This window comes from Nostoc sp., from assembly GCF_036917615.1.
Classification (GTDB): Bacteria; Cyanobacteriota; Cyanobacteriia; order Cyanobacteriales; family Nostocaceae; genus Nostoc.
Genome location: NZ_JBALCZ010000043.1, coordinates 1 through 24,367 on the forward strand (window position 1 = coordinate 1; position 24,367 = coordinate 24,367).

Consider the following 24,367-nt stretch of genomic DNA (forward strand, 5'->3'; position numbering starts at 1 on the left):
GAGCAGATTGGCGATGTCAAAGGTAAAGCCACTACCCTCAACAACATGGCACTGGTATTCGCCCAACAAGGGGACATCCCTAGAGCGATCGCACTCTACGAGCAATCCTTGGAAATATCTGAGCAGATTGGCGATGTCAAAGGTAAAGCCGCAACTCTCAACAACATGGCACTGGTATTCGCCCAACAAGGGGACATACCTAGAGCGATCGCACTCTACAAGGAAGTTGCTGCCACACTTGCACAAATACGTGCTTATAGTGATTTGGTAACAGTTCTGAGTAACTTAGGCTTAACGGATGAAAGCAACGGTTTGGTTTATCTAGCTCAAGCAATTTGGCTGACGCTGAGAATTCAAGCGCCCTTAGCAGATACCATTCAGTTAATCCGTGCTTTATATAATACAGTGCCTCAAGGGGATGAATTAGAAGCTTTGCTAGGTGCAACGGCAATGTTCTTTTGCAATTACCGAGGTGAAAATCATCCCCAGTTAGAGGAACTCCAAAATGTAAGTTTCAAGATGATATCAGGGGCGGCGAGTACACAAGGAATTGAGACACAGGAAGCATTTGAAGCTTGGTATGTCCAGCTACGGCTCAACGATCAAGAATATTTCCTCCCCCGACTCAATCAACGCCTAGAGAAGATTGTCGGGGATGGGTGGTTGTTTGACCGCAGTCAAGTTTCAATCGGTGAATAAACGGAAATGCGATTCCGTTAATCTTAATGATTTTTGTTGGCTTGCCCAGAGAGGAGATGCGATCGCGCTAATCTTAAATTAATTGCTAACAATGTAACCATAACCAGCTTATGCAATCCATTAATCTCACACTGCCAGATGCGATATGGAACCTCAACTAATACAGAGTTCTCAAGAAATTCTTTCTGGTACACCTGTTTTCTATGGAACTCGCGTACCAGTACAAACATTGATTGATTATCTCGAAGCAGGCGATCGTCTCGACGACTTTCTAGAAGATTTTCCCACTGTGAGCCGCGCACAGGCAACAGCGTTTCTCAAGTTAGCTCTGAAAACTGTATTATCTTCTTATGAAAGTGCTGCTTGATGAATGCCTGCCTAAGAAATTAAAGCGAGAAATCATAGGTCATGAGGTTGTGACTGTACCAGAGCAAGGATGGGCAAGTAAAAAGAATGGTGAGTTACTACGACTAGCGAAGACAGAGTTTGATGTATTCATCACCATTGATCAAAACTTAACTGCCCAACAAAATTTGAATAATATCAACTTAGCTATAATTGTTCTCGCATCTCTCAGCAATCGTTTAGAAGTTCTGAAACCTCTGATGTCTAAAGTTTAAGAAGCTTTAGCAACGATTCAAGCAGGTGATGTGGTTACTATTACACCGTAAAGTAAAAAATTCACTCTGCTGTAAAAGCAAAAGCAAATACCGCCTTTAGTGCTTCTGAGGTAAGAGTCGGATAGTTTTCTAGCACTTGTTGTTGTGTGCATCCCGCAGCAAACAAACCTAACAAAAACTCTACAGATAAACGAGTTCCTTTCACAGTCGGCTTACCCAGCAGAATTTTGGGGTCTGAATGAATGTACTCTCGCCAGTCCATAGTTTGTACTCCGACGAAACTACAGTTATTGTTGCACAATATGATTTATGTTGGATTGCTGAGGGGAAATGCGATCGCGTTAATCTTAAATTAATTGGCAATAATGTAAAAAGTTTCTGCAATCTAGTCCTCTAGACTCGTTCACGAGTATCAAAGACTCGTCGGCGAGTATCAAAGACTCATTCACAAGTATAAAAGACTCGTTCACGAGTATCAAAGACTCGTCGGCGAGTATCAAAGACTCATTCACGAGTATCAAAGACTCGCTCACGAGTATAAAAGACTAGTTTACGAGTATCAAAGACTCGTCGGCGAGTATTAAAAACTCGTTCACGAGTATCAAAGACTCGTCGGCTGTTCTGACTTTTCCAAGTATCTGGAAAACCTCTCTCTAAATCTCTCTCCTACAAGGAGAGAGACTTTGAAATTTCCCCCCTTCCCGCGTCGGGGAGGGGGTTAGGGGGTTAGGTTTTTCGTGGGCTTTTTCACTTGACTTGAATTGTCAGATCGGTTGTTTGGTAGAGTGTCTTAGCGACAACATAACGCAGTAAAAACAACTTGGAAGGTGCTTTACCTTCCTAACCCACCTACAAAGGTTATTAATCTACTTCGTACATCTGTTTATGCTTGGCTAAAAGCTCTTGATATTTCTCGTTTGTCTTTGCTTCTACCCACTTGGCTTTAAATATTGCTGCTGATTCCGCTTTAACTGAGTCTACTTCATAGGGAAGAATCTCTTTTTTGTCACCTGAAGTTTCCGAATTTTGTTTATATTTCCTGCCACTCTTATGATTAGCATAACGGCGGGAGCGAGTATAGCCCATTTGGATAAACTTCCTTGCCATATCCGCGCCGACAAAATCATCTTTCTCTAAATAATCAAGAAAAAGCTCGTAGATTTTTTCACTCGACTCTCTAGCAATATCAGGAGTTTTAAACCGCCAGTAGGGAAGAATTTCTGATTTGTATGGTTCAACCAAAAGTACACCCTGCTCACCCTTGCCAACACGATAGAGTTCAGGATGTTGGCGAAAATCGAGATTTTTAAAGTCTAAAGAATAATCAAAAGCCATGCGAAGTGTTTATTATTCATAATAAACTTTAATAAAAAAGTCCAGCTTCTATCTCTGTAGGGAAATTTTGTTTTATTATGCTATCTAGCACCCAATCTGTGAATAGTGCCCTTGCTCCGGGCAATCTGCGTAAAGTGCATCACATTGCCCTCAATGTCCAGGATATGCAAGCTTCCCGCTACTTTTATGGCACAATCCTGGGTTTGCATGAACTGACAGGCGACGAAGTACCCGCAACCCTGGTGGAACTTGTCGCATCTGGGAAAGTAGCCAACTTTATTACCCCGGATGGGACGATAGTGGATTTATTTGGGGAACCAGAGTTATCACCACCAGATTCCAATCCAGAAAAGACATTCACCAGAGCGTACCATCTAGCCTTTGACATAGATCCGCAGTTATTTGAGCAAGCGGTGGCAGTGATCAGAGAAAATAAAATAGCGATCGCTCATGGCCCAGTCACTCGTCCTACTGGTAGAGGAGTGTATTTTTACGATCCAGATGGCTTTATGATTGAAATTCGTTGCGATCCAGAAGTTAGTTAACTTAGAGGCGATCGTAAAAGTATCTACTATGAGCGGGAAACTTATGCAAATATTTAAACTAATCGAAGAGATAATCACAGAACCGCCAATTCCACACGAACCATACAAGCAATCATTGAAAGCTTGGGCGATGTATTGTTTGCGATACAAAGGTTTTAAAGTCATTTATGCCCAAAATGCTGACTTTGCCATTGAAACTAAAGGCGCAGAAAAGCTGTATTTCAAAGTTTCAAATAGCGCCGATGATTTAGATAATTCTTTTAGCTGGATTGTTTGGGATAGTGCAACCAAAAGCGCCAGTCTCATTCCCAAAAAATAGACTGATGTCAAAAAATCGCTGTGACTATCTTCGTTCCCCAGACAACTGCTGCACAAATATTTGATGTTCTGGCGAATTTAATCCCAACTGCAATACAGCCAATACTTGCTGCATATTGCTAGCAAGTAAATCTGACATTGACAACCACAAACCAGGAAATACTTGACTTTTGATAATTCCATCTGCATCCACTTCTAAGGACATATATTCTCCTTGTTGGAGGCGAAACCAATCTAATTTGTTTTCAAATATTTGCCAAACAATATATTCTTTTACCCCATTACGACCATAGACTTTTTTCTTGTCATGTAAATCAATAGCAACACTGCTAGCTGCTATCTCTATTACGAGTTCTGGCGCACCTTCTATATAATCATCATCGCTGAAACGAGATTGTCCTTTAGCTGTTGGTGTGATTAATAGCACTCCATCTGGTTGCGGTTCATTGTCTCGATCTAAGCGGACTGTTGGCTCAATTCCCAATCTTACACCAGGAGTTGATGCTTCATAAACTCCCAACCAAGTGATTGTATGACCATGTGGTTCAGCATGACTTTCAAAACGTAATGGGGATGCCAAGTATACAACTCCTTCAATTAATTCTGCCTTTTGATGACGGGGCATTGCTTGATAGCGTCGTTCAAATTCGTAGCGAGTGAGGCGATCGCCATTTTCTAAAGGAGGAATTCGCTGCTTGAGTGATAGGTTGACCATGATTTTCTGCTCTGGCAAAGAGTATTACTTTATTATGGCTTGGTGCATATTTTTCTTGTGATCCACTGCCCAAGCCTCATCTTGTCAATAAATCGCTAGAATCAGGTTTCTCAAATACCATTAAATGCTGTTGAGGTAACAAGTTTTTGGTTTCCCGCCAAACCAAACCAACAGCTTGCATTTCTTTACGCACTTGCTTTTGAGTCATCTTGTGCAGACCTTTAATCAGAATAAAGGGATTTTCGCCCCGGTACTCAACTAAAACCACCCTTCCACCTGGTTTCAGTCCTTTCACAATTCCTTGCATCACTTCTTGGGGGTACTCCAATTCATGGTAAGTATCTACCATCAGCGCTAAATCGACACTTTCAGGTGGTAGGTTTGGGTCAGTAAGGGTTGCCAAAACAGGTTCAACATTGGTGATATTTTTTTCTTTTTTGAACAACTCAATGATTTCCAACATTTGGGGCTGAACATCTACAGCCAACACTTTACCTGCTGTTAATAGCGGCGCGATCCGAAAGCTTAAGTAACCTGTACCAGCACCAATATCCGCCACCAGATCATTAGGTTTCAGATTGAGGAGATTGACTACCTTACTTGGCTGTTCCTCTCCCTCTCGCCTTGGACGTTCTAGCCAGCCAGCGCCTGTGTATCCCATAACTTTGGCAATTTCTCGCCCCATGTAATATTTGCCGATACCATCTGGATTATGGATAATATGCTGTTCGTAAACTGTGGTGGATGAAGAAGCAGCTTGTGCTGTCAGGGTTGGGTTCAGCAACGAGCAACTCAACATCACAACAAGAGTTACTATAAAGTGGAGAAAATTTGACATTTGTTTATGACTGATCTGGATAGCTATAAGCAGCAACTAAGAGAATTTTATGGTAGTAGAACGACTTATGACCATGAGCAAGGTACTCGCCATCCTCTAGAAGCCAAGCTTCTACTTGAATTTGTGCCGCTAAATTCGGGACAGAAAATCCTTGATGTGGCGACTGGAACAGGTTTAGTTGCAATTCCCGCAGCTGAAAAAGTTGGTTCAGAGGGCTATGTGATTGGGATTGACATGACCCCTGGGATGTTGCAGCAAGCAAGACTTAAGATTGCAGCAGCAAAATTACAAAACATCGAGTTGATTGAGGCAGATGCAGAATATTTTAACTTTAGTGATAGTAGTTTTGATGTTGTCTTTTGCTGTGAGGCAATTGTACTTTTTCCTGATATCCTTGCTACTTTGCAAAAGTGGTACGGCTACTTGAAAACCGGAGGGTATGTAGTATTTACCTGTCCTCCCGAAACTGCTTTTACGGCATCTCTTCAGCAGAGGATCTGCGCTAAAGTTTTGGGCGTATCCTTACCATATATTCTTGAACCACTGGGGACTCTAGAAAAATGTCGAAATTTGCTCAATCAGGCAGGTTTTAGAGATATCGAAATTAAGATTGAGCCATCAGGACGTTATCGCCCTCTTAGGGATAGCAGATTATCTGGGACACTAATTAATATAAATTTTAAAGGTAATCCTTTGTTGTCAAAATTATCACAAGAACAATTAAATCAGTTGCAAGTTGAGTACAAAGTAGAAATTGAAAAACTAGCAACTGATCAAGGTGTTTGGGAAGACACTACAAAGTTCTTTGTTCGCGCTCAAAAATAAGTTGATGAGAAAGCTTTGTTCCTGACCTGACCAATGATTCCTTGATGGTATAGAGTAAGCAGATTTATCCGTGGGTTCAATCCAAAATCCAAAATCTAAAATCCAAAATTGTCTGACAGTTTAATCCCTAGACCGATGTAGAAGTAAACATTTTCAGATTTACTTGAAGCAGCCCCTTGAAAAATTTGTAATCCAACCTTTGGACGCTTATATGCAAAACCTGTCCCTAATGTTAGTGCCTGTACTCGCTGCACAGAAAGTAGCAGGTGACGGTTTAATTAAACCTCTCGGTCATCATGAGCTGCTGTTGGTGCTGGTACAACTCTCACTGTTGCTTCTGGTAGCGCGGGGATTAGGTGAGTTGATGCGCCGGATTAACCTCCCGCCTGTTGTTGGGGAATTACTGGCGGGTGTGCTGCTGGGCCCTTCTCTATTTGGTTTGCTCCTTCCAGACTTACAGGCGCACATCTTTCCCAAAAGTCAAGAACAGTCTAATTTACTTTCGGTGATTTCTTGGTTAGGCGTGTTATTTTTGCTGATTGTGACTGGGTTGGAGACGGATCTAAAGCTGATTCTTCGTAAGGGTAAAACGGCTCTGCTGATTTCACTGGGCGGAATTATTGTCCCGTTTATCACCGGATTTGGACTGGGCTGGTTATTGCCAGCTAGTTTTTTAGCCGATCCCGAAAAGCGATTAGTATTCAGTCTGTTCATCGCCACAGCAATGAGTATTTCGGCAGTACCAGTTATTGCTAAGGTACTGATGGACTTAAACCTGATTCGCCGTGACATTGGTCAAGTCACCCTAGCCGCTGGTATGACTGACGACACCATCGGCTGGATTTTACTTTCTGTGGTTTCAGGTCTAGCTAGTAGCGGCAAATTTGACTTTGGGACAATTTTCCATTCCGTAAGTGCAGCAATATTGTTTCTAGCGATCGCCTTCACCATTGGGCGTACCATCGTAGACCAGATTTTGCGCTGGGTTGATGACTACGTTGGCGGAATCTCCGCTAGTATATCGGTTGTACTGATTCTTTCGCTCTCGGCAGCAGCACTTACCCACGCATTAGGTCTAGAAGCAGCATTAGGTGCTTTCGTGCTGGGGATTCTGGCAGGTCAATCCCGCCGCTTTAGCAATGAAGCAGGACATATGCTAGAAGTCTTCACAGCAGCCTTTCTAGCGCCAATTTTCTTTGCTTCAGCTGGCTTGAAAGTTAACTTGCTAACCCTGTTAGTGCCCCAGACGTTGATATTTGGCTTGATTGTTCTGGTTGTTGCCTGTGTTGGTAAATTTACAGGTGCTTACATTGGTTCTCGCGTCGGCGGCTTGAGTCATTGGGAAAGTTTGGCAATGGGTTCCGGGATGAATGCTCGCGGGGCGATGGAAATTGTCGTTGCCACAATTGGTTTATCTTTGGGAGTGCTGAATCCCCAGATGTACTCGATTATTGTCATGGTGGCGATCGTCACTTCCCTAATGGCTCCACCCCTTTTGCGCTGGACTTTGTCGAAGGTGGTTATGAGTGAAGAGGAAGCTCGACGTTTGGAACAAGAAGAACAGGATAGCCGCAGCTTTATCAAGCAAATCCAGCGTGTCTTAATACCTACTAGCGGTGGCCCTAATATCCAACTCGCGGCGCAACTAGTCGGCCACATGGCTCACCAAAACTCCATAGAAGTTACATCTCTATATGCCCTGAGTGATAAGCAACCTCAAAGCAAAGCCCGCCGGGCGGCAACCCAGGTTAAAGATACCGCTGCCGAGCAAGCTCTTGCCTCTGTGACTGAGGAAATGCAGCTACCTGCTGATACCATTTTGCAAACAAAAACGGAGTCTGGGCGTAGTAAAGCGGAGGTAATTTTGAATGAAGCGAACAAAAGCTATAACTTGATCGTACTGGGAGCTTCTGAACAGATACGCCCCCAGAAAGCACTATTTAATTTGCTTGTAGACCGGGTAGTACAAGAAGCACCTTGTGCAACGATGGTGGTAAAGTCGCACCTACCTCAACCCAAAGGCGAGATATGCAAAATCGCTCAACAACAGCTGACAAAGATTCTGGTGCCAACAGTAGGGACAGAATATAGCAAAAATGCTGTAGAGATGGCAAGTACGATCGCTGCTCAAACAGGGGCATTAGTTATGATCGTTAACGTAATTAATTTGCCGCAGGTTGAGTATATTCTTTACGAGCAGCGATCGCTAGCTCCAGTGAAGGAAATTGCCCATGAGCTGCTCGAACAGCAAGCAGCAATTGGCCGCAATCTGGGTGCTGATGTCAAAACCTATATTCTTCAAGGAACCAGCCCAGAAAGAGAAATCCTCAAGTTTGCCCAAACCAAGGAAGTTGACCTAATTATTCTCGGGAGTAGTATCCGAATGGTTACAGGTCGCGTTTTCTTCGGTCATAGAGTGGATGCAATTCTGAGTAAAGCCCATTGCCCAGTAGCGGTAATTACTACGCCATAGTCCTTCTAATTAGATGCATTTAGTTTGCTTGAATATAGCTATATCCACATAGATTACCAATCTCAGGATCTAAGCAAACTTTTCTTTAATGATTTGACCTTAGCGCGAAGCCCTGGAAGTGACTGCCCTTTGCAAATTAGCTAGAGCGCGATTGTAATCCAGAATAGATGTGACTCGATTACCTTCTGCTCTTGTCAGGTCATTTTCAGCATCAATCACCTCGGTTTGAGTACCCACACCAGCTTGGAACCTCAGCCTTGCTAAATTCACAGCTTCCCTAGCTTGATTTAAAGCCACACTAGAAGTTTGCACATTATCTAAATTGGATTGCAATTGAGAATAGTACTGTTCTACATCAAAGCGAATTTGGTCGCGCTGGCTAGCAAATTGAGACTCTGCGATCCCAATATTAGCTCTCGACTGATCCGCACGCGCTTTTGCTACTCCCGCATCAAACAAACTTAGATTTCCTTGGAGTCCCGCTGAATAACCATCAGTAATGCTGACGCCATCATTATACCGATCTAGCAGATTGTAGTTGCCTACCAAACTAATTTGCGGTCCTAGCTGTGAAAGCGCCTGTCGTCGCTGTTGCTCGGAAATATTTCGTTGTGCCAAATACTGTGGCAATTCTGGACGATTTTGAAACGCTCGGACAATTGTTTGTTCCAGTGTTGGCTGCCAAAGACCCGCTAGTTGTACGGGATCTGCTGCACTGATATTAACTGACTGCGACAGACTTAACAGGGTGGCAAGCTGACGACGGGCAATTTGCTGCTGTGAGATCGCATTAGTCAAGTCTTGTTGGGCATTTGCTAAATTCACCTGAGCTTGCAGCACATCAAACCGCGTACCCACTCCAGCCTGTTCTCTGGCTTGAGTATCCCGCAAACTAGCTTGGGCATTTGCCACAGCAGACCGATTAATTCTTACTGATTCATCAGCTTGTTGCAAATCGTAGTATTGAGTGGTGGCATTCAACGTAATTGTAAGAGACTGACTTTCAACATTCAATTCATCCACACGTAGTTGTTCCTCAGATGCTCGGATAGTTGCCTCTCGATTACCGGAGGAATAAAGGTTATAATTCAGTTGTGCTGAACCATTGAAAGTGGTGCTGCTTTGAGATGAACTGCTAGCAAAACCATTCCCATTATTAGTCACACTACTGTTAAAACTAAGAGTAGGAAATAAGGCAGCTTGAGACTCGCGTAGCCCCGCTCGAGTGCGTTCTAACTGTAATAGGGCTACCTGTAAGTCGCGATTGTTGCGTTTTGCTAGTTCCAAAGCCTGTGCCAAACTGATTGGCACAGTTTGCTGAATCCTTACTTCCTCCGGTTTGGTAGGAAATTGGAGAGGATTGGGATTAGGGTTAAGGTAATCGGGAACCTGTACAGAGCTTGAGGAATTCTGCGGTTTTGGGGGAGTTGCTGCACTTGCTGCATTTGGAAAAAGAATGGCGAACGCTACGGTAATCCAGGTAAAATGCACGAAGAATAAGCTGAACTTCATAATCTAGATGTAGTGATTAATTAGGTTTCTTTGAGGATACAATCACCTGATTGACCTGACAATCGTTTAAATTTTAAATTCCCCCTCAAATAGTTGATATTAACAAATTAGCCTACAATCAAACCATCCTGAACTCGAATAATCCTTTGAGTTTGAGCAGCAATATCAGGTTCATGAGTAACAATCACAATTGTGATTCCTTGGTTATTAAGTTCTGTCAGCAAACTCATCACCTCATGGGAAGTTTCAGTATCTAAAGCTCCTGTTGGCTCATCTGCTAAAACTAATGCAGGTCGGTTGACCAAAGCACGAGCAATAGCTACCCGTTGTTGTTGTCCGCCAGAGAGTTGACTGGGACGGTTAGCTATGCGTCCCCCTAATCCTACCTTTTCTAAGGCTTCTAATGCCCTTTCACGGCGTTTTGGCTTAGGTAAGTTAGCGTAAACCATTGGTAACATGACGTTTTCCAGCGCTGTCGCCCGCGCCAATAAGTTAAATTGTTGGAAAACAAAACCTATTCTTTGGTTGCGGATATAGGCTAATTCATCATCATCAAAAGTCGTCAAGTTTCTGCCTTCAAAAATATAGTCTCCAGTTGTGGGACGATCCAGACATCCTAAAATATTCATCAGCGTGGATTTACCTGAACCTGACGCACCGATAATGGAGACGTATTCCCCTTCCTCTATGGAGAGTTGAATTCCCTTGAGGATTGGAACACTAACTTCTCCTAAGTAGTAGGTTTTGGTAATAGATTCCATCCAAATCATTGTTGTCATATTGATTTAGGCTTAATAAATTGTTAGTTGTTGGTAATTTTCAAAAAACTACATTGACTGTATAACCTGCAAATAATTAAAATTCCGTTTCCAGATTATTTGCAAATAAGCTGTAATGTTAATATGTAAAATTTGTAGTAAAGAGAATATAGTTACTGCAATCCCAGCCACTACTCACCATCTAATTAAGATTGGTAGTTGTGAGCCAAAATCTTGTGAATTACCTTCCTTGGCGTTATCAAATTCTATTTCTAGTTGGTAAAGATTGCCTTGTGAAAATTGCACTAATCCCAGATTAATTAGCGTTATAACTTCAGCAGAAAAGTTTTGAACATCGGGTAAGGTGACTTGTAATGCTGTAATTTCTTTGAATCCAACTTTATGAACTAAAGGAGGTCGCCGTTCTAACGGGTAATTTGGAGGTTTTTGAGTTGCGGGTGAAATGAAAATTAATGGTTCTGATAAATTGTCACTATTGGTTGCGATCGCAATAGAAGCTCTTGGTGACCGATATGCTGCATGGTAATCCCAAGTAGGAAATGGCATTTCTCCTAAATCTGATGCTGTTCGCCGGAATGAAATGCCAAAAGGGCAAGCCTGTGTTTCTTGCCAACGACAGCGTGACCACAAACCTGTAGGGCGAACAAGAGGAGACTGGATTTCGTTAGTGTCAAAAAGCCAAAGTAACTCAAGATAAGCATTATCAAAGAAGAAGCAAACGTTTGCAGTACCTTGACCTTGATGAATTCTCCGGCTACCTTCTGTAAGTCCAAAAGCAGTTAGCAAATCTGCTAGTGGTGCTTCTGTTTCAACACAGACAAAGATATGGTCTAGTTCAAGTTGCATATATTCACCTGTTTTAAGAGAAGCTTTTAATTTTTCCAGTTTGAATTATTTAGTCACTACGTAAAGCGGTGATTGGATCTAATTTTGATGCGTTCTGTGCTGGAATTACCCCAGCGAGTAAGCCAACCGTTAACGAGAGTACAAAGCCAGCAATGATCGACAATAAAGAAATTACAAACGGAAATTTGAAAATGTTTGCAGCTACAAAAGCTAATAAAACGCCGGTCGCAATGCCAATACCTCCGCCGACAATGGAAATCACGATCGCTTCGGCTAAAAATTGATTAAGTATTGCCGAATTGGTAGCTCCTACAGCTTTGCGAATCCCGATTTCTCGCGTCCGCTCAACCACGGAAACTAGCATAATATTGGCAATGCCAATTCCACCAACCACTAACGAAATTCCGGCGATCGCTACCACCATTACTGTAAATAAACCCACAATACTAGTGAAGGTACTAACAATATCAGCTTGATTAGTCAGCCGAAAATCATCAGCTTGCGGCGGATAAATGTTGTGACGCAGCCGTAAGAGATTGGTAACTTGAAACTGAGCGGCTTCTAACTGCTCCTGATTCGCGCCTTTGACTAAAATTCCATTTACAGAAACGCCTACCAGGGCATTGTTACCAACCAGTCTTTTCGACATAGTAGTTAGAGGGATGAAAATCTGGTCATCTCGATCCATCGGGCCTTGAGCGCCTTTAGGCTCCATCACCCCAATTACTTCATAAGCCTCTCCCTGAATCCGAATTCGCTCACCGATCGGATTTACACCCTTTCCAAAGAGCGTGGTTTGGACTGTGGGGCCTAGAATGGCAAGCTGTACGGCAATATCTAGTTCTTCTTGGGTAAAATATCTCCCTTGCTGGGGGTGGGTATTTCTGACTTCTGGGTAGTTTAAATCTGTGCCATAAATGGTTGTTGAGGTGTTCTGTCCTGCATATACAACTTGGGCGCTGCGTTGGAGATAAGCAGAAACCATCTGTGCTGATGGTGCTTGTGTAGCGATCGCCTTTGCATCTTCCCAAGTCAAGGTGCTGCTAGAACCTACTCCTTGACGGACATTCCCGCTTCTTGCGGCACCCGCTAAAATTTGGATGACATCTGTACCCAATGCTTGTATCTGTTGCTCAACCCCCTTTTGCACTCCCTGACCGACAGAAGTAATGGCAATGACTGAGGAAATCCCAATAATCACACCCAACATAGTTAGACCTGTGCGTAATTTGTTACTCCACAAAGTCTCTGCCGCCATTGTCAAGATTTCCAGCAACGGTACTGTGCGGGTATTCTTCGCTTTGTAAAAGCCCTTAAATATCTTAAACATAAGGTTGTATTTAAAACTAACTTTAAGGGGAACCACCACCTTGAGAACGACCACCACCGCCTTGACCACCACCGCCTGAACGACCTCCGCCTCCTCCTCCTAGACCAGGAAAAACTCCTCCTCTTGGTGTTGATTGCGGACGTGACCCTGGTGGGAAACTGAGTAATACCCTTTCGTTTCCTGTCAATCCAGACTTAACTTCGGTAAAGTTATTCGCAGTGACACCAGTCTCGATGGGAGTGAACACAGGTCTATTATTCTTTCCTGCCACAAACACACCTGTGGCATTTTCTTGGCGCACCACTGAGGCTGTTGGCACTACTAAAACATTTTCAACTTGACCGACTTGAAAATCTACTTCCACATTCATCCCAGACCGCAGTAGCCTTTGAGGGTCTAAAAGTGATACTCTCACTTCAAAACTGGTGACGTTTTGCTCTACTATTGCTTGGGCAGCAATTTGGCTGACTTTACCTTCAAAGGTTTTTCCTGGGTAGGCATCTGCTTTAATCGAGACTTTTTGACCAAGGCGGATTTTGGAAATATTTGTTTCCGCTAAACTTGCGACAACTTCATTTGTTGAAGCTAGAGACAAGATTGAAGAAGAAGAAGAAGAAGCTACTTCACTACTGGCTGTTGTAGGTGTCACGAAAGCGCCTGGATCAGCAAACTTCTTTGTCACCACACCATCGAAAGGTGCGCGAATTACCGTGTCATTGATTTCGGCTTGGATGTTTTGCAGCGAGCCGCGAGCAGATGTTACCTGGGCGCGGGCTGCGTCAATATCTTCTTGGCGCGTTCCTGCTTTCAGAAGCGCCAAAGCTTGCTGTCTCTGCTTCACCACAGCTCGGGCTTGCTCAATATCTTCTGGACGCGACCCAGCTTTTTGCAACCCTAGTGCTTGCTGTACTTCATTTACACTAGCTTGGGCGCTGTCGCGAGTTGCACGGTTTTGGTTAAGAGTCTGAAGGGAAATACCGCCTGCATTGTAAAGTTGCTGATTACGAACAAAATCATCTTCTGCTTGGCGAAGGGTGGCTTGAGCGCTTTGCAAGCGTGCCTGTGCTTGGGCAACATCTTGAGAGCGATTGCCTGCTTGTACCTTTTGCAGATTTGCCTCAGCTTCGTCTAATACTCCTTGTGCTTGAGCAATATCTTGAGGGCGATTGCCTGCGATCGCCTTTTGCAAATTCGCCTCGGCTTGTGCCAATTGTCCTTGAGCAGAGGTGAGTTGCCCCCGCAGGTTGGAATCATCCATGTAAGCTACAATCTGTCCTTGCTTGACGAGATCTCCTTCCTTCACCAGCAGTGTTTTCAAGATGCCGGAATTTTTCGGGCTGAGGTTGATTGACCGCTCAGGCTTCACCGTTCCGTTCGCTGAAACTGTGATTGTTAAACTCTGCCTTTCTACAGGCTTTGTCAGCACCCGGCGTCTGGCTTCTTGCCGGGAAACAACTGTTACTTGGTAATAAACTCCATAGCCAATTCCACCCAAAAGGCAAAGAGCAATTAGCCAAGAAAGCCAATTACGTCTGCCCTTTTTTTTCTTTACCTCTGGAACTAAAACTGATGAATCTACGGTATTTGGTGTATCAATTTTCATGTCCACTTTGTCTATAAAGAACGGCTACCGAGCTAGTTATTCACGCCTAAAACTATAGCCTGGTAGCCCTAATACTGACAATTATTTTGAGTTCTTGGTGTTTTAAAGGTTTATTTGCAGTACCAATCCACCAGGAAGTCTGAAGTAATCATCATGCACTCTCACTAATCTCCCAGCAGGAACAATTTCCTGATTAGGAAGAAGAATATCCCCGTTGGGAAGTCTGAAGTAACCTTGATTATGCAATCTGGCTATGTTCCTAGAAGGAATAATTTGCCCATTGGGATATCTGATGTCACCATTACCAAGTCTGACTACTCTGCTATAGGGTTCGTTGTCGCGGTTCCAATTGCCCCTGTCTCCAAGGTTTCTGACTTCTCTAGGATTATATCTGCCATCACGGTTCCAATTGCCCCTGTCTTGGAGGTTTCTGACTTCTCCAGGATTGGATCTACCATCGCGGTTCCAATTGCGCCTGTCTACCGGAGTTGTAACTTCTCTAGAATTGGGTCTGCTGTCGCGGTTCCAATTGCCCCTATTTGTGGGAGTGCTAACTTCTCCGGCATTGGATCTGCCATCGCGATCCCAATCTCGATCGCGTTCACCCGTCTGGGCATTTGCAGGCGCAGTCAAGAGAGCGGGAAGAATGATCAAGGCAGCAGCAGCTAAGACTATCGATACACGGTTTGCTTTCAACATGGAATTGACTCCTTATTTACATTAAAGTTCTATTCTGCTTAGGTTCAGATTCAGCAATTTAGACAGTTGCTTTTGTTTTGGCATCAAGATGTCTAATCTTTAACCTAGCGTATAAATTCATACATAATAATTATGGATCAAAAATTCCCAACCGATGTATGACCAAAGTCACTAGTAATTCCAGACTGATGTATGACGAAAGTCATCAGTTTTTATAATAGGTACTGGGGAAAGGGAGACGCGACTAAATTATTTCTACAAATCTCTTTGCGTCTCGGTGTAAGAGCGTCCCGGCGTCGGTTTACTTAATCCTAGCTTGGTGCAATTCCTTGCCAGACAATATCCACAATGCTCAGCACAAATACTGGCACTTCAGTGGTACGATCTTCAGAATTTAAGTAAGTTCCTATTGCTAATTCGGCAGTTGGCATACTGACTTGGGACGACATCTGCTCTAAGAAAACATAGTTCATCACCGATCCTACTAAGATATGAGCCACTGTCTTGGCATCGCAAGAGCGAAGGCGATCTTGGTTGATCTCACGCTCTAAGAAAGCAGTCAGTACTTTCACATCTAGCATCGGTCTTGGTTCTTTACCTCCAAGTTCTGGCATTGCATTGCCTCGCGATCGCAGCATCATTATTTGAGGCAGCACCTCGCGATAAAATTCCATAATCTGGAGGCAAATATTGATTAGATTTTCTTTGAGATTGCCTTTGCCACAAAGAGATTCCAACTCGTTCACCCAAGGGGGTTTTTCTGGAATTCCCATTGCCGCAAAAAATAATTCTTCTTTCGTTGAGAATCGCTTGAAAATAGAAGCTTCAGAAATACCAGCCTGTTGAGCAATTTCTAATGTTGAAGCACCAAATCCTTGTTGTAGGAAAACTTGACGAGCTGCTTCTAAGATTTGCTGGTTGGTGATTCTGGGTGTACGAGCCATAAATAAGTAATAACTTACTTATTTATATATGGCTTTTGTTATGGGGATGTCAAGAATTAATCACGTAAGATTGTGCTACCGTCAACAGCGGAGATCGTTTAAGCTAGCTGAAAGATTCTTTGATTAGTGGCTTAAAGGCGGTAGTGTGCCTAAACATGTTCGTTTGATTTCTCTTCTAATGGTCTGTAGTTTGTGGAGTATGCCAAAAGCCGCTAACGCGCAGGCATTAATACCCCATACACTGCAACTAGATGCAACAAAGTTAGAAAAGCAGGGGTTGAGCTTGGCACAAGAGGCGGCTCAATTAGCTCAATTTCAACAGGTTGAATTAGCTTTGCCACGGGCGCGGCTGGCAAGTCAACTGGCTCCTAAGAATGATAAGGTGTGGTTGCTGTTAGGTGGATTGCAACTGCAAACTAAAGAGTTTGATGGGGCGATCGCTAGCCTGAAAAAGGCGCAATCTATCAACCCTAAAAATGGTGATATTCTGTTTGCTTTGGGTTCAGCTAATTTTCAGCAGAAAAATTACCAGGCAGCTGTTGTCAATTACCAAGATGGCTTGAAGTTAAAACCCAATGACCCAGAGGGTTTGTTTGATTTGGGTAATGCTTACTATCTGCTGGGTCGATTGCCAGATGCGATCACACAGTACAATCAAGCCGTCTCCCAAGATAAAAAATTCTGGCCGGCGCTCAACAATATTGGCTTAATCAACTACGAACAGGGTAATATCCCCGAAGCGATTAAGCGATGGCAATCTGCTATAACCCTTGAGAAGCAAGCCGCAGAACCTTTATTGGCCTTGGCAGTGGCACTGTATACCAAAGGCGATCACCAACAAGGACTAACTTTGGGAGAAGCCGCACTCCGCATCGATTCACGCTATGCTAATTTGAATTTTCTCAAAGAAAATCTTTGGGGCGATCGCCTACTATCTGATACGAAAAAATTCCTAGAATTACCCCGTATTCAAGCAGCTCTACTGCAACGAGAAAACTCATCATCAGCCCCTAAACAACAGCCTACCCAATAGTAAAGTTAGGAGTTAGGAGCAAAGCCGGAGACGCTCCGCCTCCGGTTAGGAGTTACGAGTTAAAAGTTAGAAGTTAAAAGTTGGGAGTTGGGAGTTAAATATTTCAACTCCTCACTCATAACTCTTAACTCCTAACTCTCTAATCACCACTTGCCTAACAGTACCTTTTTATAGTACATATATACTAACTTAATCCAGGAATTAGTCGCCCAAAAAGCTTGGCGGGTGAGTATTCCTGAAATAAGTCGTTAATTCTCAGTGGTCGTCTTTGGGTAGAAGTGCGATGATTTGGTCAACAAACTGTTGATGGTCAACAACTGGCTTAGAAATGTAGCCATCAGCGCCGCTTTGCTTGAGAAAGTTCTCGCGATCGCCTTCCATAGCATGTGCCGTGACCAGAATAACAGGTAAGTTTGCTGTTTTTGGATCAGATTTTAACATTTGTGTAATTTTGATTCCATCAACAGACTTACCTTGATAAACACTTCTGGACAGAGAAACATCCATCAAAATCAGGTCGGCTTCTCCTGATTGGGCAATTTTTATGACTTCTTCGACATTTTCAGTGTGTTTTACACCCAAGCCGCCACGCTTGGACAAAATTTTGGAAAAAACACGAGCATTAATTAGATCGTCTTCGACAATTAAAACAGTTTTCATGAGAATTTTAGTTATAGAGGTGAGGGGATTCAAGAATTCCAGAATTCAAAATTAAGAAATGCAATCATGGTAAGTATCATGGCTACTAAGTTTATGTAGATTATAGTCGTCTGCATCCTTTTTAATAGTCAATGTACATCTTCGTCATCAAGGATGATACTACTGCTTTTTCTTCTATGACTATCAAAATTTTGTGATCAATCCTATTTCATCCGTTATGCTGTGGTTGCCGCAGTGTTGAGTTCCATCGGCTTTTGTGTAGTTAAATTTCAGGGAAAAAACTCATGGCAAAACAGTTAAACCTGCTCTCAACCGGACAGGTAATTACAACAGCCCTGCACACCGAGATGCAACGGTCTTATCTAGAATATGCCATGAGCGTGATTGTCGGGCGAGCGCTACCAGACGTGCGTGACGGCTTAAAACCAGTGCATCGTCGCATTCTGTATGCAATGCACGAACTCGGTTTAGTACCAGATAGACCCTATCGAAAATGTGCCCGTGTAGTGGGTGATGTGTTGGGTAAATACCATCCCCACGGCGACCAATCAGTTTACGATGCCTTAGTGAGGCTAGTGCAGGACTTTTCTAGCCGCTATCCTTTACTAGCAGGACACGGTAACTTTGGCAGCGTCGATAATGACCCTCCAGCGGCAATGCGCTACACGGAAACGCGCCTAGCACCGATCAGCCATGAGGGAATGCTGACAGAAATTGGTGAAGAAACTGTGGAATTTGTCGGGAACTTCGATAATTCCCAGCAAGAACCAACGGTGCTACCTGCTCAATTGCCGTTTCTGTTGCTCAATGGCTGTTCTGGTATTGCCGTGGGAATGGCGACGAATGTTCCACCCCACAACTTGGAGGAAATTGTCGATGGGTTAATTGCCTTAATCGACAACCCAGATTTGTCAGATGAAAAGTTATTTGAGCTAATTCCGGGGCCAGACTTTCCCACTGGTGGAGAAATAGTTGGTGAGACGGGAATTCGGGAAGCATACACCACAGGTAAGGGTGGAATTCTGCTGCGGGGAGTCGCAACTCTAGAGGAAATTCCAGCCAGTCGGGGAAGCAAGCGACGCACGGCAATTATCATTACAGAATTGCCTTATCAAGTTAATAAAGCTGCCTGGATTGAGAAGGTAGCGGACTTAGTAAATCAAGGGCGCCTGCTAGGAATTTCTGATCTTCGGGATGAAAGCGATCGCGAAGGGATGCGGGTTGTAATTGAACTCAAACGCGATACCAATCCCCAAGAAGTTCTCCAGCATTTATATCACCAAACTGCTTTACAAATGACTTTTGGGGCAATTCTTCTAGCAATAGTGAATGGACAACCCCGCCAATTAAGTTTGCGTCAACTGTTGCAGGAGTTTTTAAGTTTTCGAGAACAGACGCTAAACCGTCGCTACAATTACGAGTTGGAGAAGGCCCAAAGTCGTGTGCAGTTGGTAGAAGGTTTGCTGAAAGCACTGTCTAATTTGGATGAGGTAATTGGAATTTTGCGCCAAGCTCCCGATGGTAGTACGGCAAAAATTAATCTTTGTAGCCAACTGGATTTGAGTGAGGTACAAGGAGATGCAATTTTGGCTATGCCATTGCGCCGCCTCACCAGTTTAGAACAGCAAAATTTGCAGCAGGAATTTGAGCAGCTAAGTGAACAAATTAGATTGTTAGAGCAATTGCTCAATGATCGCCGGGAATTACTCAAGGCGCTAAAAAAAGATTTGCGATCGCTCAAGCGCAAGTACAGCGATCCCCGGCGGACAAAAATAACAGAGGAGCAGAGGAGCAAAGGAGCAGAGGAGCAGAAAAGCAGAGGAGCAGAAGATGATCAAGACAATCCAAAATCCAAAATCCAAAATCCAAAATTAGAACAGCCGGCAGAGGAAGCAATTTTAGAATTTACCCAACGGGGTTATGTCCGCCGTACCCAGCCATCTGGGAGAAAGTCAAAAGGTGAAAATGGTCTGCATGATAATGACTTCATTATCCAAACTGTGTTGACCGACACAGAGAAAGACTTGCTAGTACTAACCGCTGGCGGCAAAGTCTATCCTGTGAACGTGGGAGAAATTCCCCCAACCACTGGACGTTCTCCACGGGGAAAACCTTTGATTACTATGCTCAGTAGTACTGCTCAAGGTGCTCAAGAAGCGGTAGTCAGCCGTTTTTTGCTGCCGGAAAATCTTGAAACTAGGCAGATGATTCTCCTTACAAAACAGGGACGAATTAAGCGTCTGTCTCTGGAAGAATTTACTAACTTGACTCGGCGCGGAATCACGATTTTGAAGCTCAAAGACGATGATGAATTGTCATTTACCCAGTTCACCACTCCAGGGGGGCATCTGATTTTAGCTAGTTCCGGTGGGCGACTGTTGCGCTTTGCAGTCAATGATGAACAATTACCGATTATGGGCCGCACAGCGATGGGTTTACAAGCATTTCGGTTATTGAAAAATCAGCAAATGGTTGGCTGTGTCACTGTCGGTAAAGATGACCAACTGCTGCTAGTTACTCAAGAAGGATATGCCAAGCGGATGGCTGCCAGTCAGCTAAGAGCGGCTAATCGCGGCGATTTAGGCACGCAAGCCCTGAAATTTACCAGCAAAACTGATAACTTAGCTGGTATGGTCATGGCGATGCCTTCTCTACGAGACGCTACGCGAACGGCGGGCTACGCCAACGCATCTGGCGAGGTAGCTTTAGTGACGAATAAAGAGCGGGTAGTGCGGATACCTGTGGAAACAATACCTATCTTAGGCAGAGATGTCAAAGGTGAAAGCATCCTCCAACTCAACCGCGATGAAAAAATCATCACCGTCGCCGAAGTGCGATCGTAAATCAGGGTGATGTTCAACTTGCGACAAACGAACTTGCAGGAGTTGGAGGCGCTGATCCAACTGCGTCTCCAACTCCTGCGGGAGACTGGCAACATTAGACCTCTTGCAAAAGTCCAAAAATCATGAATGTCATTCTGAGCAGAACGCAGTGGAGAGAAGAATCTCACAGCTATTTTGCTCCACTGGATATGACAATTTAAGCATTTATGCAAGAGGTCTATTAAAAGTGACTCTGACACCGCAAACCTAGCAGAAGCAACTCGAAAATATCTTGGCGAAATAAATGCCACTGGGTGAGTTTTTAGCTTGGGTAACTGAAGTGGATAGTCAAATTGTTAGCACTAATACCGCAAGGCGGAAGTCAAAAGCCAAAAGTCAAGGCTTCGGCTTTGCTCAGCCTTGACCCTGAACGCAGTCGACTTGTGCCGAGCGAAGCCGAGGTAAGGGTCAAAAGTCAAAAGTATTATGGAATGGGATTTTTAGAGTTTTTAAATGGTTACTCTATTTACGCTGTGACGTACTAGCGGCTTGGTATTTTTTCAACGACCCCCCTACAAAGGCAATCTCTCAGGCTTAGAAGCCTACGTTATGAACGTTTCTACAATTCCTCCGTGGCGAGGACAGGGAATTGCTACGGCATTGTTAAGGTAAATTATCAGCTTTGTGAGAGCAACTGAGGCAAAACGCCTCTGGCTTCACGTCACTGAGGATGGTAAACGTATCTACGAGAAGCTTAGTTTTGTCTCGACTTCAAAATGGAAATTGTCTCGTACTGACTTAAATTATCAATTTCTTTTAATTACAAATAATAAAATCTATGGAAATCAGGCAATACACATGAATCGTTTGACAATAAATCTCAATAATATAAGATTGTTGATGACCCTAAAAGTCTGAATAACATTTCTTCAACCTCAGTAAATCTAACTGAAGGCTGATATTCTAATATGTATAAATAGCTATTTATATTTATGTCAAGCTATAAAAACAAAACTATAAAAAACGTTGCATTTATCAAAATATTTGTTATATTAATTTACATAAGCCAATAAACCTTAAGAATTAAATTCGGAGTCCCAATCATGACAAATGCAACCACGACAAAAGTTACTACTCCAGTAATTGAAGATCGCAACGCTTGGCGTTGGGGCTTTACCCCACAAGCAGAAATTTGGAACGGTCGCTTGGCAATGATCGGCTTTTTAGCAGCTGTTTTCGTTGAGCTTTTTTCTGGTCAAGGCTTCTTACATTTTTGGGGCATCCTCTAAGTTTTAATATCAAAGATGACCTATAAATAAAAAAACCTGGAGTGCTAATTCACTACCAGGTTTTTTATTTGTTTGTCATTTGCCTAAGCCTAATGACTAATGACAAATGACTCTTGACTACCGAATATATTCCTTGAGAACGCTGTTGCGATTTGGATGGCGTAACTTGCGGAGTGCTTTCGCCTCAATCTGACGAATTCGTTCGCGGGTGACGTTGAAAATCTGTCCGATTTCCTCAAGGGTCTTCATCCGACCATCATCCAAGCCGTAACGCAGTCTGAGAACATCCCGTTCACGAGGACTGAGACTGTCGAGGACTTTTTCAAGGTCTTCGCGCAGAAGATTTTTAGAAACTTGGTCTTCTGGCGTCTCACCATCGGATTCAATAAAATCACCCAACCGAGAATCTTCTTCTTTCCCAATGGGCGTTTCTAGTGAAATGGGTAACTGGGCAGATTTAGCAATAAACCGCAACTTCTCAATGGTCATTTCCATGCGAGTAGCGATTTCTTCTTCAGTGGGTTTGCGACCCATTTCTTGAGACAGGAGCTTGGTAGTTTTCTTAATCCGAGAGATAGTTTCGTAAAGGTGAACTGGAAGGCGAATCGTGCGGGATTGGTCTGCGATCGCGCGGGTAATTGCTTGACGAATCCACCATGTAGCGTATGTAGAGAACTTATAGCCTTTTTCGTGGTCAAACTTTTCAGCGGCACGAATCAAACCGAGACTGCCTTCCTGAATTAAGTCTTGGAACGACAAACCACGATTCATGTACTTTTTGGCAATTGAAACCACAAGACGGAGGTTAGATTGCACCATCTTGTCTTTCGCCCTGCGACCAACATGGAGGCGATAACGAAAGGCTGGTAAGGGTAGTTGCACTGCTTCTGCCCATTCACTATCTCGAGGATCGCGATCCAACTGCTCACAGAGTCTTTCCCGCACCCTTTCTAATTCCAGCAAATCGGCTATTTTCCGCGCCAATTCAATTTCTTCGTCTGCCCGCAACAGCCGAATTCTACCAATTTCTTGCAAGTAAAGCCGAATTGAATCTTCAGTGTAGTGCTTTTTCTTGCTTTGTGTCCGACGACGCGATTTAGCGGCTTTTCCAGACTTTGCGTCGTCCTCATCAGACTGAGGCTCTAAAAATTCCTCGTCACCTTCATCGATGATCAGCAAGTCCTCTTCTTCGTCTATTAAGAGTTCTTCTAACTCGAGCTCAGGCTGATTCATTATTTCTAGGTCAGGCTGATATATGCTTTCGAGTACGTTGTTAGCCTGGTTCATGCCGCGTTCCTCATGCTCCTTGCAGAATCAATTACTCAAGATGTGTTTACTGCTCTTTTAAACGAGCTAGTTGTCAACCGAAAATAAGCTTTTTGGCAGGTTTGCCAGAGATATTTTCGCACGTTTTACACCTCCGGTCGGAGGGTTTCTACTTTAGTTTAAGCAATTACTAAAGGTGACTTGCTTACTTTAGTAAATGTTATATGTGTTGCTATCACACACTGCTTTCAACTAACTGGTCAAAAAAAAGACTCACCTTTATCAAAAAACTTGCCACTCTATACAAACAAATTCAGACTGTTGGCAGATTTTTCTATAAAGACTCTTCCGATTGTAGCCTGTTTCACAGAAATTGCACTTTTTTTGTGTATTAATCATGAATTCCCACAGTAATTGTTAGCCACTATTACCAAAAAGACATTAAAAACGAGAGTTACACCCTTAAATTTTTCTCCACTTTTCGCAATTGCAGTGACGCTCTTATTACATTACAAAGTAAGTAAACTTGCTTGTGCGGAATTACATGTATTTTACACAACCTTAATTACTTAGAAAGAGTGCATTTTATGTTAACTCAGACGATTCGTCTTAATCTAGCCATTTTTACATTTCCTTCATAAATTACGCATTCCTTAGACTAAAGCAGGTCTTGACCTTGGGTAAATACAACAAGGGTGATAGTGCTTGCCTGAAAGCAGTTAACCTTCTGCCTACTAATTATCCTTAACTGAGGAGTTGAGGCTGTGGCAGAATCGACCTGATAGCAGATCAATTTAGGTTTAACTAATTTGGTCTTATTCACACGTTAGCGCACTGCGGCGATTTCAGCCCTATGAAACTTGACAAACTTTTCTTATTGTATACAAGGATATTTTAATCAACTCAAAAACAATTTGCCCTGCGAACTCGCCAATATAGTCCTATTTAAGCCAAAAGTTCATTAGATACATACGATACAATCGCGATCGCCACAAGAGTACATGAAGATATTAACAAGTTTGCTGCCAGATGGTGTGTGCTTCCAGTAGCCATTACCTCGAACAAAGAGAACCCAGAAGATTGGCTAATGATTTAGTTACAAAGTTTATTTGCGTAAGCAAATTGTAAACTTCAATACTTTTATTTCGGTAAGTTTTTGTTATCTTATGATGATAAATCCTCAATAGACTTATTAGCTGCTGTTTGATAGATGATA

At 43.2% G+C, this 24,367-nt stretch carries 23 protein-coding genes; 10 read left to right on the forward strand and 13 right to left on the reverse strand.

The features are described 5' to 3' along the window. From V7K85_RS14720 to V7K85_RS14730, 3 genes are all read left to right on the forward strand, one after another. The coding region (locus tag V7K85_RS14720) for a tetratricopeptide repeat protein (protein ID WP_334814386.1) at positions 1 to 699 on the forward strand (699 nt) is incomplete at its 5' end. Between the two features lie 145 nt (positions 700 to 844). After that, positions 845 to 1,066 (forward strand): DUF433 domain-containing protein, encoded by a 222-nt coding sequence (locus tag V7K85_RS14725; protein WP_334814387.1) that lies wholly within the window; start codon positions 845 to 847, stop codon positions 1,064 to 1,066. Then, positions 1,050 to 1,319 carry a DUF5615 family PIN-like protein gene (locus tag V7K85_RS14730; protein WP_334814388.1) on the forward strand — a complete coding sequence of 90 codons (270 nt, stop codon included), beginning with the start codon at positions 1,050 to 1,052 and terminating at the stop codon, positions 1,317 to 1,319. Before V7K85_RS14725 ends, V7K85_RS14730 begins: the two co-directional genes overlap by 17 nt. 61 nt (positions 1,320 to 1,380) lie before the next feature. Here V7K85_RS14730 and V7K85_RS14735 read toward each other — a convergent pair whose 3' ends face one another. Beyond that, positions 1,381 to 1,581: a DUF433 domain-containing protein gene (locus tag V7K85_RS14735; protein ID WP_334814389.1), complete on the reverse strand. Its 201-nt coding sequence runs from the start codon at positions 1,579 to 1,581 to the stop codon at positions 1,381 to 1,383. A 599-nt stretch (positions 1,582 to 2,180) separates the two neighbouring features. Then, positions 2,181 to 2,654 carry a DUF4385 domain-containing protein gene (locus tag V7K85_RS14740; RefSeq protein ID WP_334814390.1) on the reverse strand — a complete coding sequence of 158 codons (474 nt, stop codon included), beginning with the start codon at positions 2,652 to 2,654 and terminating at the stop codon, positions 2,181 to 2,183. Positions 2,655 to 2,731: 77 nt separating this feature from the next. Between V7K85_RS14740 and V7K85_RS14745 the strand changes: the two genes are divergently transcribed. Next, entirely contained in the window at positions 2,732 to 3,199 is a 468-nt protein-coding gene (locus tag V7K85_RS14745) for a VOC family protein (protein ID WP_334814391.1), read from the forward strand. A 43-nt stretch (positions 3,200 to 3,242) separates the two neighbouring features. Then, the gene (locus V7K85_RS14750; protein ID WP_334814392.1) at positions 3,243 to 3,518 is read left to right on the forward strand and encodes a hypothetical protein; all 276 of its coding nucleotides are present in this window, start codon (positions 3,243 to 3,245) and stop codon (positions 3,516 to 3,518) included. A 24-nt stretch (positions 3,519 to 3,542) separates the two neighbouring features. On the opposite strand, the gene V7K85_RS14755 is transcribed toward V7K85_RS14750, so the two are convergent. Beyond that, on the reverse strand, positions 3,543 to 4,232 hold the full coding sequence (locus tag V7K85_RS14755) for a Uma2 family endonuclease (protein WP_334814393.1): 690 nt from the start codon (positions 4,230 to 4,232) through the stop codon (positions 3,543 to 3,545). A 76-nt stretch (positions 4,233 to 4,308) separates the two neighbouring features. Then, positions 4,309 to 5,070 carry a class I SAM-dependent methyltransferase gene (locus V7K85_RS14760; protein ID WP_334814394.1) on the reverse strand — a complete coding sequence of 254 codons (762 nt, stop codon included), beginning with the start codon at positions 5,068 to 5,070 and terminating at the stop codon, positions 4,309 to 4,311. Between the two features lie 6 nt (positions 5,071 to 5,076). Between V7K85_RS14760 and V7K85_RS14765 the strand changes: the two genes are divergently transcribed. After that, positions 5,077 to 5,895, forward strand: a complete 819-nt coding sequence (locus V7K85_RS14765) for a class I SAM-dependent methyltransferase (RefSeq protein WP_334814395.1) — start codon at positions 5,077 to 5,079, stop codon at positions 5,893 to 5,895. A 211-nt stretch (positions 5,896 to 6,106) separates the two neighbouring features. Then, a complete protein-coding gene (locus V7K85_RS14770; RefSeq protein WP_334814396.1) occupies positions 6,107 to 8,368 on the forward strand; it encodes a cation:proton antiporter domain-containing protein in 2,262 nt (753 codons plus the stop codon). A 99-nt stretch (positions 8,369 to 8,467) separates the two neighbouring features. On the opposite strand, the gene V7K85_RS14775 is transcribed toward V7K85_RS14770, so the two are convergent. The 7 genes from V7K85_RS14775 to V7K85_RS14805 form a co-directional block, all read right to left on the reverse strand. Next, entirely contained in the window at positions 8,468 to 9,880 is a 1,413-nt protein-coding gene (locus tag V7K85_RS14775; RefSeq protein ID WP_334814397.1) for a TolC family protein, read from the reverse strand. Between the two features lie 107 nt (positions 9,881 to 9,987). Then, positions 9,988 to 10,659, reverse strand: coding sequence for an ABC transporter ATP-binding protein (locus V7K85_RS14780; RefSeq protein ID WP_334814398.1), 672 nt, complete (start codon positions 10,657 to 10,659; stop codon positions 9,988 to 9,990). 174 nt (positions 10,660 to 10,833) lie between these two features. After that, positions 10,834 to 11,505: a VOC family protein gene (locus V7K85_RS14785; protein ID WP_334814399.1), complete on the reverse strand. Its 672-nt coding sequence runs from the start codon at positions 11,503 to 11,505 to the stop codon at positions 10,834 to 10,836. 49 nt (positions 11,506 to 11,554) lie between these two features. Next, positions 11,555 to 12,835: an ABC transporter permease gene (locus tag V7K85_RS14790; protein WP_442940587.1), complete on the reverse strand. Its 1,281-nt coding sequence runs from the start codon at positions 12,833 to 12,835 to the stop codon at positions 11,555 to 11,557. Positions 12,836 to 12,857: 22 nt separating this feature from the next. Then, entirely contained in the window at positions 12,858 to 14,438 is a 1,581-nt protein-coding gene (locus V7K85_RS14795) for an efflux RND transporter periplasmic adaptor subunit (protein WP_334814400.1), read from the reverse strand. 102 nt (positions 14,439 to 14,540) lie between these two features. Next, positions 14,541 to 15,137, reverse strand: coding sequence for a hypothetical protein (locus tag V7K85_RS14800; RefSeq protein WP_334814401.1), 597 nt, complete (start codon positions 15,135 to 15,137; stop codon positions 14,541 to 14,543). A 311-nt stretch (positions 15,138 to 15,448) separates the two neighbouring features. Continuing rightward, entirely contained in the window at positions 15,449 to 16,081 is a 633-nt protein-coding gene (locus V7K85_RS14805) for a TetR/AcrR family transcriptional regulator (protein ID WP_334814402.1), read from the reverse strand. A gap of 145 nt (positions 16,082 to 16,226) precedes the next feature. Here V7K85_RS14805 and V7K85_RS14810 point away from each other — a divergent pair, with 145 nt between their 5' ends. Continuing rightward, positions 16,227 to 17,114 (forward strand): tetratricopeptide repeat protein, encoded by an 888-nt coding sequence (locus V7K85_RS14810; protein WP_334814403.1) that lies wholly within the window; start codon positions 16,227 to 16,229, stop codon positions 17,112 to 17,114. A gap of 255 nt (positions 17,115 to 17,369) precedes the next feature. Here the strand turns inward: V7K85_RS14810 and V7K85_RS14815 are convergent, their stop codons facing one another. Beyond that, complete coding sequence (locus tag V7K85_RS14815; RefSeq protein WP_100898542.1) at positions 17,370 to 17,774, reverse strand: response regulator; 405 nt, start codon at positions 17,772 to 17,774, stop codon at positions 17,370 to 17,372. 284 nt (positions 17,775 to 18,058) lie between these two features. On the opposite strand from V7K85_RS14815, the gene gyrA reads away from it, so the two are divergent. After that, positions 18,059 to 20,617 (forward strand): DNA gyrase subunit A, encoded by a 2,559-nt coding sequence (gene gyrA / locus V7K85_RS14820; protein ID WP_334814404.1) that lies wholly within the window; start codon positions 18,059 to 18,061, stop codon positions 20,615 to 20,617. A gap of 1,082 nt (positions 20,618 to 21,699) precedes the next feature. Continuing rightward, complete coding sequence (locus V7K85_RS14825) at positions 21,700 to 21,885, forward strand: chlorophyll a/b-binding protein (protein WP_334814405.1); 186 nt, start codon at positions 21,700 to 21,702, stop codon at positions 21,883 to 21,885. A 117-nt stretch (positions 21,886 to 22,002) separates the two neighbouring features. On the opposite strand, the gene rpoD is transcribed toward V7K85_RS14825, so the two are convergent. After that, positions 22,003 to 23,172 (reverse strand): RNA polymerase sigma factor RpoD, encoded by a 1,170-nt coding sequence (rpoD, locus tag V7K85_RS14830; RefSeq protein ID WP_334814406.1) that lies wholly within the window; start codon positions 23,170 to 23,172, stop codon positions 22,003 to 22,005. Positions 23,173 to 24,367 lie beyond the last annotated feature (1,195 nt).